Source organism: Streptomyces phyllanthi (assembly GCF_009377205.1).
Taxonomy (GTDB): domain Bacteria; phylum Actinomycetota; class Actinomycetes; order Streptomycetales; family Streptomycetaceae; genus Streptomyces; species Streptomyces phyllanthi.
The window spans coordinates 1-15,315 of record NZ_VJZE01000197.1 but is presented as its reverse complement, the minus strand read 5'-3'; the positions used below and the strand labels follow the sequence as shown (position 1 = coordinate 15,315).

Annotated in this window: 14 protein-coding genes and 2 riboswitches; of the genes, 10 read left to right on the top strand and 4 right to left on the bottom strand. The window is 70.1% G+C overall.

Translation table 11 applies throughout. The features are described 5' to 3' along the window. From FNH04_RS25145 to gcvT, 4 genes are all read right to left on the bottom strand, one after another. On the bottom strand, positions 1-1,041 hold a 1,041-nt coding region (locus tag FNH04_RS25145; RefSeq protein WP_322723804.1), incomplete at its 3' end, for an L-serine ammonia-lyase. Between the two features lie 153 nt (positions 1,042-1,194). After that, positions 1,195-2,475: a serine hydroxymethyltransferase gene (glyA, locus tag FNH04_RS25140; protein WP_152787954.1), complete on the bottom strand. Its 1,281-nt coding sequence runs from the start codon at positions 2,473-2,475 to the stop codon at positions 1,195-1,197. 22 nt (positions 2,476-2,497) lie between these two features. Beyond that, positions 2,498-2,878, bottom strand: a complete 381-nt coding sequence (gene gcvH, locus FNH04_RS25135; protein ID WP_152787944.1) for a glycine cleavage system protein GcvH — start codon at positions 2,876-2,878, stop codon at positions 2,498-2,500. A 188-nt stretch (positions 2,879-3,066) separates the two neighbouring features. Beyond that, complete coding sequence (gene gcvT, locus FNH04_RS25130; RefSeq protein ID WP_152787942.1) at positions 3,067-4,185, bottom strand: glycine cleavage system aminomethyltransferase GcvT; 1,119 nt, start codon at positions 4,183-4,185, stop codon at positions 3,067-3,069. 35 nt (positions 4,186-4,220) lie between these two features. Continuing rightward, a riboswitch (glycine riboswitch) is annotated at positions 4,221-4,347 on the bottom strand. Further along, positions 4,348-4,464, bottom strand: a riboswitch (glycine riboswitch). Between the two features lie 216 nt (positions 4,465-4,680). Here gcvT and FNH04_RS25125 point away from each other — a divergent pair. The 10 genes from FNH04_RS25125 to FNH04_RS47875 all read left to right on the top strand — a co-directional run. Further along, complete coding sequence (locus tag FNH04_RS25125) at positions 4,681-5,349, top strand: AAA family ATPase (protein WP_322723802.1); 669 nt, start codon at positions 4,681-4,683, stop codon at positions 5,347-5,349. Positions 5,350-5,508: 159 nt separating this feature from the next. Then, a complete protein-coding gene (locus FNH04_RS25120) occupies positions 5,509-6,285 on the top strand; it encodes an enhanced serine sensitivity protein SseB (protein ID WP_152787940.1) in 777 nt (258 codons plus the stop codon). Between the two features lie 193 nt (positions 6,286-6,478). Beyond that, positions 6,479-7,267 (top strand): enhanced serine sensitivity protein SseB C-terminal domain-containing protein, encoded by a 789-nt coding sequence (locus FNH04_RS25115; protein WP_322723799.1) that lies wholly within the window; start codon positions 6,479-6,481, stop codon positions 7,265-7,267. Positions 7,268-7,709: 442 nt separating this feature from the next. Next, a complete protein-coding gene (locus FNH04_RS25105) occupies positions 7,710-9,377 on the top strand; it encodes an ABC transporter substrate-binding protein (protein WP_152787938.1) in 1,668 nt (555 codons plus the stop codon). 91 nt (positions 9,378-9,468) lie between these two features. Continuing rightward, entirely contained in the window at positions 9,469-10,473 is a 1,005-nt protein-coding gene (locus tag FNH04_RS25100) for an ABC transporter permease (RefSeq protein WP_322723797.1), read from the top strand. Position 10,474: 1 nt separating this feature from the next. Next, positions 10,475-11,437 carry an ABC transporter permease gene (locus FNH04_RS25095; protein ID WP_152787936.1) on the top strand — a complete coding sequence of 321 codons (963 nt, stop codon included), beginning with the start codon at positions 10,475-10,477 and terminating at the stop codon, positions 11,435-11,437. Between the two features lie 7 nt (positions 11,438-11,444). Next, complete coding sequence (locus FNH04_RS25090; protein ID WP_152787935.1) at positions 11,445-12,524, top strand: ABC transporter ATP-binding protein; 1,080 nt, start codon at positions 11,445-11,447, stop codon at positions 12,522-12,524. Further along, complete coding sequence (locus FNH04_RS25085) at positions 12,521-13,654, top strand: ABC transporter ATP-binding protein (protein WP_152787933.1); 1,134 nt, start codon at positions 12,521-12,523, stop codon at positions 13,652-13,654. Before FNH04_RS25090 ends, FNH04_RS25085 begins: the two co-directional genes overlap by 4 nt. Positions 13,655-13,944: 290 nt before the next feature. After that, entirely contained in the window at positions 13,945-14,790 is an 846-nt protein-coding gene (locus tag FNH04_RS25080) for a thioesterase family protein (RefSeq protein WP_228031610.1), read from the top strand. Positions 14,791-14,968: 178 nt separating this feature from the next. After that, on the top strand, positions 14,969-15,315 hold a 347-nt coding region (locus FNH04_RS47875), incomplete at its 3' end, for a hypothetical protein (RefSeq protein WP_228031609.1).

Below are 15,315 nucleotides of genomic sequence, written 5' to 3'. Positions count from 1 at the left end.
GGCCGAACCCACCTCACCCTGGCAGCCGACCTCCGCGCCGGAGATGGAGGCGTTCTCCTTGAAGAGCATGCCGACGGCGCCGGCGGCCAGCAGGAAGCGGACGACTCCCTCTTCGTCCGCGCCCGGCACGAAGTTGATGTAGTAGTGCAGGACCGCCGGGATGATGCCCGCCGCGCCGTTCGTCGGGGCCGTGACGACACGGCCGCCCGCCGCGTTCTCCTCGTTCACCGCCATCGCGTACAGCGTGATCCACTCCATGGAGCGGGCCAGCGGATCGCCCTCCGCGCGGAGCTGTCGTGCGGAGACGGCCGCGCGGCGGCGGACCTTCAGGCCGCCCGGCAGGATGCCCTCGCGGGACATGCCGCGCGACACACAGACCTGCATCACCCGCCAGATCTCCAGCAGGCCCTCACGGATCTCCTCCTCCGTGCGCCAGGACCGCTCGTTCTCCAGCATCAGGGACGAGATGGACAGGCCCGTCTCCCTCGTCAGGCGCAGCAGTTCGTCGCCCGTGCGGAAGGGGTACTTGAGGACCGTGTCGTCGAGCTTGATGCGGTCCGCGCCCACCGCCTCCTCGTCCACGACGAAGCCGCCGCCGACGGAGTAGTACGTTTTCGTCAGCAGTTCGGCGCCCGACGCGTCGTACGCCCACAGCGTCATGCCGTTCGCGTGGTACGGGAGCGTCTTGCGGCGGTGCAGGACCAGGTCCTTGTCGAAGTCGAACGCGATCTCGTGGTCGCCCAGCAGCCCGATCCGGCCCGACTCCCTGATCAGCGCCACCCGTTCGTCCGCCGACTCCACGTCCACCGTGCGCGGCGAGGCGCCCTCCAGTCCCAGCAGCACCGCTTTGGGGGTGCCGTGCCCGTGCCCCGTCGCACCCAGGGAGCCGTAGAGCTCGCAGCGGACGGAGGCCACCGCAGGGAGCAGCTCCTCGTTGCGCAGCCGGCGGGCGAACAGGCCCGCCGCGCGCATCGGGCCGACCGTGTGGGAGCTGGACGGGCCGATACCGATCGAGAACAGGTCGAAGACCGAGATGGCCACGGCGACTCCTCACTACGGGGGTGGTGCGGGGGACGGGCACCGCGCTCGTCCTTCAGTGTGCGCGGTGCCCCTGAAGCGGTTCCCCCGAAGCGACGGACTACGGGAGGCGGACTACGAGAGATGGACTACAGGAGGTGGACGACGAGAGGTGACCTACCCGCTCAGGCCGCTGTACAGCGGGTGCTGCTCCGCGAGCGCGGTCACCCGGGCCCTGAGCACCTCCACGTCGGCCTTCCCGGAGGGAGAAGCCGCCTTCAGCACCTCGGCGATGACATCGGCGACCTCGGCGAAGTCCTCGGCCGTGAAGCCGCGGGTGGCCAGGGCGGGCGTGCCGATCCTGAGCCCCGAGGTCACCATCGGCGGGCGCGGGTCGTTCGGGACGGCGTTGCGGTTGACGGTGATGCCGACCTCGTGGAGGCGGTCCTCGGCCTGCTGCCCGTCCAGCTCGGAGTTCCGCAGGTCGACCAGGACCAGATGGACGTCGGTGCCGCCCGACAGCACGTCCACACCGGCCGCCCTGACGTCGTCCCTCATCAGACGCTCGGCGAGGATGCGGGCGCCCTCCAGGGTGCGGCGCTGCCGCTCCTTGAACTCCTCGGAGGCCGCGACCTTGAAGGAGACCGCCTTGGCCGCGATCACATGCTCCAGCGGACCGCCCTGCTGACCGGGGAAGACCGCGGAGTTGATCTTCTTGGCGAGCTCGGCCGTCGACAGGATCACACCGCCGCGCGGTCCGCCCAGCGTCTTGTGGGTCGTGGTCGTCACGACATGGGCGTGCGGGACCGGGCTGGGGTGCAGCCCGGCCGCCACCAGGCCCGCGAAGTGCGCCATGTCGACCATGAGGTACGCGCCGACCTCGTCCGCGATCCGGCGGAACGCGGCGAAGTCCAGCTGCCGGGGGTACGCCGACCAGCCGGCCACGATCAGCTTCGGCCGGGACTCCTTGGCGAGCCGCTCGACCTCGGCCATGTCGACCAGACCGGTCTCCGGGTCGACGTGGTAGGCGACCACGTCGTACAGCCTGCCGGAGAAGTTGATCTTCATGCCGTGGGTCAGATGCCCGCCGTGCGCGAGGTTCAGGCCCATGATCGTGTCGCCGGGCTTGAGCAGCGCGAACATCGCGGCCGCGTTGGCCTGGGCGCCCGAGTGCGGCTGGACGTTGGCGTGCTCGGCGCCGAAGAGCTCCTTGACGCGGTCGATGGCGATCTGCTCGACCACGTCGACGTGTTCGCAGCCGCCGTAGTAGCGGCGGCCCGGGTAGCCCTCGGCGTACTTGTTGGTCAGCACCGAGCCCTGGGCCTCCATGACCGCGACCGGAGCGAAGTTCTCCGAGGCGATCATCTCCAGCGTGGACTGCTGGCGGTGCAGCTCGGCGTCGACGGCGGCGGCCACGTCCGGGTCCAGCTCGTGCAGGGGCAGGGTGAGAAGGGGCATGTCAGACATGGGGTGCGCCTCCTCAGCCGGCGGAGAAGGCGGCGTACTCGTCGGCGGAGAGCAGGTCGGACGGCTCCTCCGTGACCCGCACCCGGAACAGCCAGCCGCCCTCGAACGGGGCGGAGTTGACCAGCGACGGGTCGTTGACCACGTCCTCGTTGATCTCGGTGACCTCACCGGTGACCGGGGCGTACAGGTCGCTGACGGACTTGGTCGACTCCAGCTCGCCACAGGTCTCGCCCGCGGTCACCGTGGAGCCCACGTCGGGGAGCTGGGCGTAGACGACGTCGCCGAGCGCGTTGGCCGCGAACTCCGTGATGCCGACCGTCGCGACGCCGTCCTCGGCGGTCGACAGCCACTCGTGCTCCTTGCTGTAGCGCAGCTGCTGGGGGTTGTTGCTCATGGCCTGATTTCTCCTGTACGCGGGGAGTGCTGGTGAGTGAGGGACTGCGGAGACGGTGGCTGAACAGCGCGAACCGGCTCCCACGGATGTGCTCGGTGACACCTTCGGCGTCAGTGCCGCCTGTGGTGTCAGTGCCGCCTGTGGCGTCAGTGCCGCCTTCGGCGTCAGTGCCACTTCTGACGTCAGTGTTACTTCTGACGCTTGTAGAACGGCAGCGCCACGACCTCGTACGGTTCGTGGCTGCCCCGGATGTCCACACCGACACCGGGCGTGCCGGGCGCGGAGTGCGCGGCGTCGACGTACGCCATCGCGATCGGCCTGCCGAGGGTGGGGGAGGGTGCCCCCGAGGTGACCTCGCCGATCACCTCGCCGCCGACGACGACCGCGTACCCGGCGCGCGGGACGCGACGCCCCTCGGCGACGAGCCCGACGAGGACACGCGGAGGGTTCGTCGCGGCCCGGGAAGCGGCCTCGGTGAGCGCCGCCCGCCCCACGAAGTCGCCCTCCTTCCCGAACTTCACCACCCGTCCGAGGCCCGCGTCGAAGGGCGTGAGCGAGGTGGAGAGCTCGTGGCCGTACAGCGGCATGCCCGCCTCCAGGCGCAGCGTGTCCCGGCAGGACAGCCCGCAGGGGACCAGGCCGGCGCCCTCGCCCGCCTTGGTCAGCGCCTGCCACAGCTCGACGGCGTGCTCCGGCTTCACGAACAGCTCGAAGCCGTCCTCACCGGTGTAGCCGGTACGGGCGATGAGGGCCGGGACGCCCGCGACGGTGCCGGGCAGACCCGCGTAGTACTTCAGGCCGTCCAGGCGGGCGTCCGACAGGGAGGCGAGGATGCCGGGGGACTCGGGGCCCTGGACGGCGATCAGCGCGTAGGCGTCCCTGTCGTCCCGCACCTCCGCGTCGAAACCCGCGGCCCGCTCCACCAGCGCGTCCAGCACCACCTGGGCGTTCGAGGCGTTGGCGACGACCAGGTACTCCGTCCCGGCGAGCCGGTACACGATCAGGTCGTCGAGGATGCCGCCGTCCTCGCGGCAGATCATGGTGTAGCGGGCGCGGCCCGGCGCGACGCCCCCGAGGTCGCCGACCAGCGCGTGGTCCAGCAGCGCGGCGGCCTGCGGTCCGGATACCGTGATCTCGCCCATGTGCGAGAGGTCGAAGAGGCCCGCTCCGGTGCGGACGGCGTTGTGCTCGTCGCGCTCCGAGCCGTACCGAAGGGGCATGTCCCAGCCGGCGAAGTCGGTCATCGTCGCACCGAGCGAGCGATGCAGGGCATCGAGCGCGGTACGACGCAAGGGGGTGCTGCTCATCGGTTCTGCTCCCAGGGCATGAAAGGCGAGGTCGTTCCTCCCCATCTGTCATCGGAACCTGAGAGGTTCGCCGTGGCCACCGGAGAACCGGGTGATCACGGCTTGCACCTTGGGTGGAGCCGCACCCCGGAGTCCGGGAGGCGGCCCGCTTTTCAGATGTGCCTCGCCCGCGCGGTAACGGGGCCTGAGAGATTCAAGGGAGGAACTTGCTCCTTCGGCGCCCCAGTGGCACGTACACATCATGTCGCACGTCACCGGGAACTCTCCCGCGCGGATTCAAGCGGCCGGTATGCAGTTGGCGCGCACATCATCGCACGCATCGGTCGGGCACGGCAGGGGCCCCCACTCAGGCACCGCACCGGACCGACGGGGACGCACAGCGTCCTGTTGCAGGGCTGTGGCAGTACGAGAACGGAAACACGAGAGACCCGGAATTACCTTCTCTTTACACTCAACGGGGATGGGACTCCATACCCCCTGGGGAGGACGAACACGGTGAAGAGGACCACGGCGTACGCGACGACCTCCGGCATCGCGCTGCCCGAGCAGCCGACCGCCCCGGGCAGGGAGGCGTGCGGCCCCTTCCCGACGGCGGTCGTCCGCGACCTGCGGGAACGCTCGGGACGCAGCCCCCACGGACTCTCCTTCGGTGCCCGCGACCTGGTCGTGGTCACCGGACTCCCGGGCAGCGGCAAGTCGACCCTCATGCGGCGTGCCGTGAGCGGCCGGCGCATCGACTCACAGGACACCCGCGACCGCTGGGACGCGCGCCTGGCACGCTTCCTGCCGTACGCCCTCTACCGGCCCTTGGTGCGGATCGCCCACTACGCCGGACTGCGCCGCGCCCTGCGCTCCGGCACCGGAGTCGTCGTGCACGACTGCGGTACGCAGGCCTGGGTGCGCGGCTGGCTCGCCCGCGAGGCCCGGCGCCGGGGCGGCATGCTGCACCTGCTGCTCCTCGACGTCACTCCGGCGGAGGCCCGTGAGGGTCAGCGCGAGCGTGGCCGCGGGGTCTCCCACTACGCCTTCGCCCGGCACCGCGGTGCCATGGCGCGGTTGCTGCGGGCGGTGGAGAAGGGGCGGCTGCCGGACGGGTGCGGGTCGGCGGTGCTGGTGGACCGGGCGGCGGCGGACGTCCTGAAGAGGATCGACTTCCTCGACTGACCGGGCTCCTTCCGGGGCTGCGCCCCGGATCCCCCGGCGGGTGACGGCCCCGTGACGTCGTCGGGGAACCGCGAGGAGCCGGTGGCTGGTCGCGCGGTTCCCCACACCCCTTTAGGGTTCAGACACGGCAGCGACACGGAGCAAAGCGGTAGGCAGGCGATGGACTTCCCGGCGGACTTCCCCGCACAGGCGCACCCCCACGGGCACGGTGGGTGGCCCGGTAACGAGCTGGAGGAGGTGCTCTCGGCGTCCCTCGGGCAGCCGAGCGCGGGCGGACGGATCGTGGAGGTCCTCGGCCGCAGTTTCCTCTGGGTGCCCCTGCCCGAGGGCGGCGGCCCGCACAGCGGTTCCCTCAGCCTCCCGTCGATGGAGATCGAGGGGCAGGCGTACGTCCCTGTCTTCAGCTCCGAGGAACAGCTCCGCCAGGTCGCCGGCAGCCATATGTCGTACACGGTGGCGCCCGCCGTCGAGTTCGCGCGCGGGCTTCCGCCGCAGGTCGGCATCGTGGTGAACCCGGACGGCGTGGTCGGTGTGCCGCTGCCGCCGCCCGCCGTGGCCCAGCTGTGCCGGGCCGGGCGGACCCCGCTGGACGGCGGGGCGAGCGGAGGGCGCGTACGACTGTTCGAGCCGGACTGGCAGGACGACCCCGTGGACTTCCTCGCCGCGGCCTCCGCCGAGTTCGCCGGGACCGGAGCCGTGCTCACCGCCCGCCGCTGCCTGGCCGCCATCGAGACCGCCGAGCCCGTGATGTTCATCGGGGTCGAGCTGATGTCCTGGGAGGCGGACCGCGCCCTCCCGCTGGAGGCGCTGGGCCGCGCACTGGCGAAGTCCCCGATGGGATACGCGGTGAACACGGTGTTCCTGGACGTGGCGCAGGATCCGGTGGGGGACTGGATGCGAGAGCGGGTGCGGCCCTTTTATCAGTACGGTCACTGAGGGCGCGCCCCCGCGGGGCCGTGCCACTATGTGCGGCTCGTTGCGTGCCTGAGAACAACCATCGCGGACCTGCGGTCGCCGGGTGACAGCGGGCGGCGGCAAGCCCCGGGCTCCGGGGCGGTCGCTGTCCGCACAGCCACCTCTAAGCTGGTTTCATATCCACGTTCAGGACTTTCTCGAGAGGGCGGTACAGGTGAGCGCCAGCGGCATCGCGGCCGGGCAGGTCGAGCACATGCTGCGCCAGGTGACGCCCGGGCGCTACGACGCCTATGAGGCGCTGCTGCGCGCGCTCGCGGCGCCGTCCTCCGGCCAGGTCTGGATGCTGCTGTGGCACGGCCAGGCCGGTTCTCCGGACGCCCAGTACGGGAACATGGAAGTGGACGGCCACGGCTACGCACCGTGTGTCACCTCCGCCCAGGAGCTCTCGGCCAGTGGCTGGAACCGCAGTTACGAGGTGGTCGACGGCCTGGACGTGGCCCGCACCCTCTATCCCGACCACTACGGCCTGTGGCTGAACCCGCACGCGCCGGGTGGCGGTGTCGGTATCCCCTGGCTCGACCTGCGCCGGATCGCCACCGGACTGGAGCGCCAGCCCGCGGGCCCGCTCCGGCTCTCCGAACCGGGCATCGAGATCCCGCAGTTCTACGCACTGCTCACGCAGAACGCGCACCGCACCCCCGCCGTCCGCTCCCTGCGCCGCGCCTGGGTGCAGCCCGCGCTCGGCGCGCCGTACCTGGCCGTCGGGCTCGACGTGTACGACACCTCGCCGCCGGCCGTGGACTCGGTGCGGGCGATGATGCAGCAGTCCATCGGCGCCGTTCCGGACGGGCTGCCCGTGTCGACCGTGGCCATGTCCGACGAGTTCGACCCGGTCGTGATGTGGCTGCGCGCCAACGCCCGCCCCTTCTACGACCGTGAGGCCCACGCCGCCCCGGCCCAGGCTCCCGTGGCGGGCGGGTTCGGCTACCCGGGCGGGTACTGACCGCCGGCCGCTTCGGCGCCTCCGTAACGCCTTCACGGTGTGCCCGTACTCGGTGCGGGCGATGATGCGGCAGTCCATCGGCGCCGTTCCGGACGGGCTGCCCGTGTCGACCGTGGCCATGTCCGACGAGTTCGACCCGGTCGTGATGTGGCTGCGCGTCAGCTACCGCCCCTCCTTGTGACCGCGAGGCCTGCCGCTTCGGAGCGTTCGTGGGAGTTGAGCGCCCAACTTTCCACCGTCACACCGAGTTGATGCACCGTCACTTCCCCCGGTGGGAGTGAACCAGTAGGTAACATTGTGTCCGCATTGTGGACCCCCGGCTGCCGTACTGCTGGGTATCAGCTGTGTATCACCGCTATCCGGAACGTTCTGGATGCTGAGCGGTGACTGTAGGGTTCGGCGAGTTCATGATGCTCGGCGCTGCCGAATTCAGGGGTGGACCATGCGAATAATCAGAAGTCGTACCGCACGTGCGGTCACGGCTGCCGCCGCGGTCGCGCTGCTCGCGGCCGGCTGCTCCAGCGAGCGCGGCAAAGAAGGCGACAGTGAGGCGGGCGACACGTTCGTCTTCGGTGGCGCGGGTGACCCGGCGTCACTCGACCCCGCACTGGCCAGCGATGGCGAAACGTTCCGTGTCACCCGCCAGGCATTCGAGGCGCTCCTGGAGCACGAGCCCGGCGGTTCCAAGCTGGTCGGCGGCCTCGCCGAGTCCTGGGAGAGCAACGACGCGGGCACCGTCTGGACCTTCAACCTCCGCAAGGACGTGAAGTTCCACGACGGCGAGACCTTCAACGCCGAGGCGGTCTGCGCGAACTACGACCACTGGTTCAACTGGACGGGCACCTACCAGTCCAGCGCGGTCTCCTACTACTGGCAGACCATCATGGGGGGCTTCGCGAAGAACGAGGACAAGGAAGCGCCCGAGGCGAACTACAAGTCCTGCACCGCGAAGGACGAGAACACCGCCGTCATCGAGGTCAACGAGCCCTCCGCCAACCTGCCGGGCGGCTTCTCCCTCCAGGCCCTGGCGATTCACTCGCCGAAGGCCATCAAGGAGTACGAGAAGCAGGAGGCGACCGCCAAGGGCGACGCCATCACGTACCCCAAGTACAGCCAGCAGGCCGGCACGGTGGCCGGAACCGGCCCGTTCCGGATCACCAAGTGGAACAAGGGCAACAAGGAAGTCACCCTCGAGCGCTTCGACGACTACTGGGGCAAGAAGGCCGGCGTCGACAAGCTCGTCTTCCGCACCATCGACACCGAGGACGGTCGTCGCCAGGCCCTTCAGGCCGGTGACATCGACGGCTACGACCTGGTCGCCCCCGCGGACATCAAGACCCTTGAGGACGAGGGCTTCCAGGTTCCTACCCGTGACGTCTTCAACCTCTTCTACGTGGGCATGACCCAGGAGAAGAACAAGGCGCTGCAGAAGTCCGAGGTGCGCCAGGCCATCGCGCACGCCCTCGACCGCGAGAACCTCGTCAAGACCCAGCTCCCCGAGGGCGGCAAGGTCGCGACGCAGTTCATGCCCGACACGGTCGCCGGCTTCTCGGAGAACGTGAAGACCTACCCGTTCGACACGGCCAAGGCCAAGCAGCTCCTCAAGGACGCCGGGGAGAGCAACCTCAAGGTCGAGTTCTGCTACCCGACCGAGGTCACCCGTCCGTACATGCCCGCGCCGCAGGACATGTTCGAGCTGATGAAGTCCGACCTGGAGAAGGCCGGCATCACGGTCACCCCGAAGCCCATGAAGTGGGCCCCGGACTACCTGGACGCCACCGAGGCCGGCTCCTGCGCCCTGCACATGCTGGGCTGGACCGGTGACTTCAACGACGGCTTCAACTTCATCGGCACCTGGTTCGCCGGGTACGACAAGCAGTGGGGCTTCAAGGAGGACAAGGTCTTCGACGCGGTGAACGCCGCTTCCAAGGAGACCGACCCGGCCGCCCGCGTCGAGGCCTACAAGAAGGCCAACGAGGTCATCATGGACTACCTGCCGGGTGTCCCGATCTCCTCCTCGCCGCCGGCCATCGCGTTCGCCAAGAACGTCAACCCGCCGAAGGTCTCCCCGCTGACGCAGGAGAACTTCGCCGAGGTCTCCTTCAAGTAATCGCGCATCACGCAGGGTCCGCCCGGCCGCCCCGATCCACCCGCGGCCGGGCGGACCCGCACCACGACCTAGTCAGAAAGGGGCACGCGGGGTGTTGCGACTCGTCGTACGACGACTGCTCCAGCTCATTCCCACCCTGCTCGGCCTGTCGGTTCTGCTGTTCCTGTGGCTGAACCGGCTGCCCGGCGGACCCGCCTCAGCGATCCTGGGCGAGCGGGCTACCGAAGCCGAAGTAGCACGTATCAACAGGGCCCTGGGCCTCGACCAGCCCGTGTGGGTTCAGTACGGACGCTTCCTCAAGCGTGTCGTTCAGCTCGACCTGGGCACCTCCACACAGACCGGCCAGCCGGTGTGGGAGGAGTTCACGCTCCGCTTCCCCGCCACGGTGGAGCTCTCCATCGCGGCCATGCTCATCGCCATCGCGGTCGGCATCCCGCTCGGCTACTTCGCGGCCCGGCGCCGCGGCGGCTGGCTGGACGTCACCGCGGTCTCCGGCTCCCTGCTGGGCATCTGCGTCCCGGTCTTCTTCCTCGCCCTCATCCTCAAGGGCATCTTCGCCGTCAACCTGGGTGTCTTCCCCAGCTACGGCCGCCAGTCCACCGGCATCGACGCCACCGAGGTCACCGGCTTCGCCATCCTGGACGGCATCCTCACCGGCGAGTTCGACGCCTCCTGGGACGCCATCACGCACCTGGTGCTGCCCGCCGTCACCCTCGCCTCCATTCCGCTCGCGGTCATCGTCCGCATGACCAGGGCCAGCGTGCTGGAGGTGCTGGGCGAGGACTACATCCGCACCGCCGAGTCCAAGGGCCTGGAGCAGCGGGTGGTGCGCGTCCGGCACATCCTGCGCAACGCCCTGCTGCCGGTCGTCACCGCGGTCGGCCTGCTCACCGGCAGCCTGCTCTCCGGAGCGGTGCTCACCGAGTCGGTCTTCTCCTTCGGCGGCATCGGCTCCTTCATCCGCACGGCGATCGACGCCCGCGACTACCCGGTACTGGTCGGCTTCATCATGTTCATCGCGATGGTGTACGTCCTGATCAACCTGTTCGTGGACCTGGCGTACAGCCTCATCGACCCGAGAGTGCGGGTGCACTGACATGGCCTCCACCACCACACGGGCCGACAAGATCGACCGGCTCGCGGAACTCACCGCCCAGCAGGAGGCCCACGGCGGCGCCAGCCTGTGGCGGGAGGCGTTCCGCCGGCTCCGCGCCAGCAAGATGGCCGTCATCGGTGCCGTCATCATCGCCGTCTTCGTCGTACTCGCGGTCATCGGTCCGTGGATCGCCCCGTACGGGCCCACCGAGCAGGCCTGGCGGGGCGAGGTCTTCCCCAACCAGGGCAGGTTCGTCGGGCCCCGCGGCGAGAACTGGTTCGGCCTGGACCACCTGGGCCGCGACGAGTTCTCCCGGATGCTCGTCGGGGCCCGGCAGACCCTGCTCGTAGGTGTCGTCTCCATGCTCATCGGCCTGGTCGTGGGCGCGCTCGTCGGCGCCCTCTCCGGCGCCGCCGCCACCCTGGGCGGCGCGTCCGGCAAGCGGCTCGACTCCTTCGTCATGCGCGTCACCGACATGCTGCTGGCGCTGCCCTCGCTGCTGCTGGCCGTCTCCATCGCCGCCGTCATGGGCCAGTCCCTGACCACCGTGATGATCGCCGTCGGCGTGGTCCAGGTGCCGGTCTTCGCCCGTCTGCTGCGCGGCTCGATGCTCGCCCAGGGCGGCTCCGACTACGTCCTGGCGGCCCGTGCCCTGGGCGTGCGCAGGCGCCGGATCGTGCTCACCCAGATCCTGCCCAACTCGCTCAGCCCTGTGATCGTCCAGGCGACCCTGAGCCTCGCCACCGCGATCATCGAGGCCGCCGCCCTGTCCTACCTCGGGCTCGGCAACCCGGACCCCGCGGTCCCCGAATGGGGCGTCATGCTGTCCCAGGCACAGCGATTCTTCGACAACGCACCGATGATGTCGGTCTATCCGGCGGTGGGCATCATCATCACGGCCCTGGGGTTCACCCTGCTCGGTGAGGCCATGCGCGAAGCCCTCGACCCGAAGCTGCGAGGTTGATGCCGTCATGCCACTGCTCTCCGTGGACGAACTCACCGTCACCTTCGGCGGCGGTCGGGGCCGCAAGGAGTCCAAGGCCGTCAACGGCGTCTCCTTTGACGTCGACCAGGGCCAGGTCGTCGGCCTGGTCGGCGAGTCGGGCTGCGGCAAGTCCGTCACCTCCCTCGCCCTGATGGGCCTGCTGCCGAAGAAGGGCGTACGCACCGGAGGCCGGGCCGACTTCGACGGCACCGACCTGCTGACCCTCGCCCCCAGCCGGATGCGGGACATGCGCGGCAGGAAGATCGCCATGATCTTCCAGGACCCGCTGTCCTCCCTGAACCCGGTGGTGCCCATCGGGATCCAGGTCACCGAGATCCTGGCCCGGCACCGGGGCATGAAGGGAGAGGCCGCGCGCAAGGAAGCCGCCCACCTGCTGGACCGCGTCGGTATCCCGGACCCGGACCGACGGCTCAAGGAGTACCCGCACCAGCTCTCCGGCGGTATGCGGCAGCGCGCCCTCATCGCCATGGCGGTCGCCTGCGCCCCCCGGCTGCTGATCGCCGACGAGCCGACCACGGCCCTCGACGTGACCATCCAGGCGCAGATCCTGGAACTGCTCAAGGAACTGGTGGATCAGCAGGGCACCGCCCTGCTGATGATCACCCATGACCTGGGGGTCGTCGCCGGGCTGTGCGACCAGGTGAACGTGCTGTACGCGGGCAAGGTTGTGGAGTCCACCGGGCGGCGGGAGCTGTTCGCGCATCCCACGCACCCCTACGCGAACGGGCTGCTCGGTTCCATCCCCCGGCTGGACGCCCCGCGCGGCACCCCGCTCACCCCCATCCGGGGCTCCATCAACGACCAGATCGCCTGGGCCGACGGCTGCGCCTTCGCTCCCCGCTGCGATCACTACACGATGGAGTGCCTGACCGGCACGCCCGAGCTGGCCGAACCGCGGGCGGCAGGCCACCAGGTGCGCTGCGTGAACCCGATCATGGCGGACCCCGAGGCACCGCCCGTCGTCACCGCCGAATCCGACACGGCATCAGGGTCCTCGGACGAGCCCTCAGCCCCGGACACGCCGACCGAGGAGGTCCCGGCATGAGCCTGCTCGAACTCGACGGAGTGAAGGTCCACTTCCCGGTCAGGAAGGGCGTCCTCTTCGACCGTACGGTGGGTCATGTGTACGCCGTGGACGGTGTCTCACTGAAGGTGGAGGCGGGCCGGACCTACGGTCTCGTGGGCGAGTCCGGCTGCGGCAAGACCACCCTCGGCCGGGCCGTGCTGCGGCTGGTCGACATCACCGAGGGCGAGGTCGTGCTGGACGGCACGAACCTGGCGAAGCTCAGCGGCGAGGAGATGCGGAGGGTCCGCCGCCGGCTCCAGATGGTCTTCCAGGATCCGCTCGGCTCCCTCAACCCGCGGCAGAACATCGAGTCGATCCTCGCCGAGGGCATGGCCGCGCACGGCATCGGTGCCGACAGCGAGGAGCGCCGGGCGAAGATCAAGGAGGTCCTCGCCCGGGTCGGCCTGCCCGCCAACGCCCTCTCCCGCTACCCCCACGAGTTCTCCGGTGGTCAGCGGCAGCGCATCGGCATCGCCCGCGCCCTGGTGCTGGAACCCGACGTGATCATCTGCGACGAGCCGGTCTCCGCGCTGGACGTCTCCATCCAGGCCCAGGTGATCAACCTCCTGGAGGAACTCCAGGAGTCCCTGGGCCTCACCTATCTGGTCATCGCCCATGATCTGGCCGTCGTACGGCACATCTCCGATGTCATCGGGGTGATGTACCTGGGCTCCCTGGTGGAAGAGGCTCCCAGCGACACCTTGTACGCCGAGCCGCGGCATCCGTACACACGGGCTCTGATGTCGGCGGTGCCGGTGCCGGACCCGGACGTCGAGGACAACCGGGAGCGGATCCTGCTCCAGGGCGATCTGCCCTCGCCCGCGAACCCGCCGACGGGCTGCCGCTTCCACACCCGGTGCCCGTGGAAACAGGAGACGCGGTGCGCCACGGAACGGCCCGAACTGAGGGACATCGGCGGCGGGCATCGGGTGGCCTGCCACTACGCTGCCGAGATCGCGGACGGAACGATCGGGCCGAGGCAGTCCGCCACCGCGCCGCGGGCCGCCGGGGAACAGCGACCGGTGGACGCGGCCGTCCCCGCCGAGGCCGGGGTCGGCGCGGCTGCCGGCGCCGGGCCGGGGGCCGAAGAGGCCGTCGGCAAGGAATAGGGAGCAGGGCTGCCGTGCACTGCTGAGCGAAGCCGAGAGCGGCGAGGACCGGCCGGCATCCGTGCCTCGGCGCGGCAGTTGTGGCGAGACCGGGGCCAGGTCAACGGCCCCGGTCTCCCCGGCACCTGGCATCCAGACCGGGGTGAACGTCTTCGACGCGGCCGGACTCGGGCTTGTTCTGTGTCTCGGGTACGACGAAGGCCTGGCCCATGCGCCGCGCGCCTGGCCCCGGAGGTCTGCGGCTGCCGATAAAGCTACTGCTTAGTAATTTCCTGTTGTACCGTACCGGCATGGCTCAGGTACTCCAGGCAACCATCGGCGACAGCGAGTTCGACCGCGACACCGCCGTCACACGGCGCGGCGAGGGTGTCTACGACATCGACCTCTCCGCCGGATGGACGATCATCAACGCCGTCAACGGCGGCTATCTGCTCGCCGTACTGGGCCGCGCCCTCGCGGACGCCCTGCCGCACTCCGACCCGTTCACGATCTCCGCGCACTATCTGACGGCGTCCGAGCCGGGCCCCGCGGTGATCCGCACGGACGTCGTCCGCACCGGCCGCACCCTCTCCACCGGCCAGGCGTCGCTGTTCCAGTACGACGAGGACGGCCGCGAGGTCGAACGGATGCGCGTCCTCGCCTCGTACGGCGATCTGGACTCCCTGCCCGACGAGATCCGTACGACGGCGAAGCCGCCCGCCATCCCGCCCATCGCCCAGTGCCTCGGCCCGCAGGACGGCCCCGCCCCCGTCTCCGGCAGCTCCGCCATCATCGACCGGCTGATGCTCAGGCTCGACCCCGCGACGGTCGGCTGGGCGGTCGGCGCGCCTTCCGGGAAGGGCGAGATGCGGGCGTGGTTCGGCCTCGCGGACGGCCGGGACGCGGATCCTCTCGCCCTGCTCCTCGCCGTCGACGCGCTGCCCCCGACCGCCTTCGAGCTGGGCATCATCGGATGGGTGCCGACGGTCGAACTCACGGTGCACGTGCGGTCCCGCCCGGTGCCGGGCCCGCTCCGGGTGGCGATCACCACCCGCAACCTCGCCGGCGGCTTCCTGGAGGAGGACGCCGAGGTCTGGGACAGCGCGGACCGGCTGGTCGCCCAGTCCCGGCAGCTGGCCCGGGTCGGGCAGGGCTGAGGAGGTCTCGGGCGCGCGCCGATCCGGCCGCGGCGGCCGCTTCTGTCACGGGGCTGTACCAGAGCCGAGTTGCGAAGGAGAGGTGAACGCGCAGCTCAGGTGGGGTGACGAGGGGCGGCTCCGCCAGTCGCACAGGCGGGGCACAGGGGAGACCAACGGAAGCCCCAAGGAGCGTTGGTTGCATGCCCGCACCTCGGTCTTCCTCATCTTCCTGGAGATGTCTCTCATGAAGCGTGTGCGTCTCGTTCCCGCCGTGGCCCTGCTAGCGGCCACCCCTCTGCTGCTGACGGCATGCGGCTCCGGCGACTCGTCGTCCTCCTCCTCGAACTCGAACAGCGGCAATTCCTCCCAGCAGAGCTGCCAGCCGCCGTCCGGTGCGCCCTCGGGTGCTCCGTCGGGCGCCCCGTCCGGGGCTCCTTCCGGCGCGCCGACGGGTGCGGCGCCGTCCGGGGCGCCTTCGGGGATGCCCTCCGGTGCTCCCAGCGGTGGTCCTGGCGGCGGCGGTCAGGGTGGTGGCCCCGGCGG

What these genes read in the sequence shown, in the direction of transcription:
- glyA (WP_152787954.1), bottom strand. Translation starts at nt 2,475, where the DNA reads ATGCCCCTTCTCACCCTGCCCCTGCACGAGCTGGACCCGGACGTGGCC.
- gcvH (WP_152787944.1), bottom strand. Translation starts at nt 2,878, where the DNA reads ATGAGCAACAACCCCCAGCAGCTGCGCTACAGCAAGGAGCACGAGTGG.
- gcvT (WP_152787942.1), bottom strand. Translation starts at nt 4,185, where the DNA reads ATGAGCAGCACCCCCTTGCGTCGTACCGCGCTCGATGCCCTGCATCGC.
- FNH04_RS25120 (WP_152787940.1), top strand. Translation starts at nt 5,509, where the DNA reads ATGGACTTCCCGGCGGACTTCCCCGCACAGGCGCACCCCCACGGGCAC.
- FNH04_RS25105 (WP_152787938.1), top strand. Translation starts at nt 7,710, where the DNA reads ATGCGAATAATCAGAAGTCGTACCGCACGTGCGGTCACGGCTGCCGCC.
- FNH04_RS25095 (WP_152787936.1), top strand. Translation starts at nt 10,475, where the DNA reads ATGGCCTCCACCACCACACGGGCCGACAAGATCGACCGGCTCGCGGAA.
- FNH04_RS25090 (WP_152787935.1), top strand. Translation starts at nt 11,445, where the DNA reads ATGCCACTGCTCTCCGTGGACGAACTCACCGTCACCTTCGGCGGCGGT.
- FNH04_RS25085 (WP_152787933.1), top strand. Translation starts at nt 12,521, where the DNA reads ATGAGCCTGCTCGAACTCGACGGAGTGAAGGTCCACTTCCCGGTCAGG.
- FNH04_RS25080 (WP_228031610.1), top strand. Translation starts at nt 13,945, where the DNA reads ATGGCTCAGGTACTCCAGGCAACCATCGGCGACAGCGAGTTCGACCGC.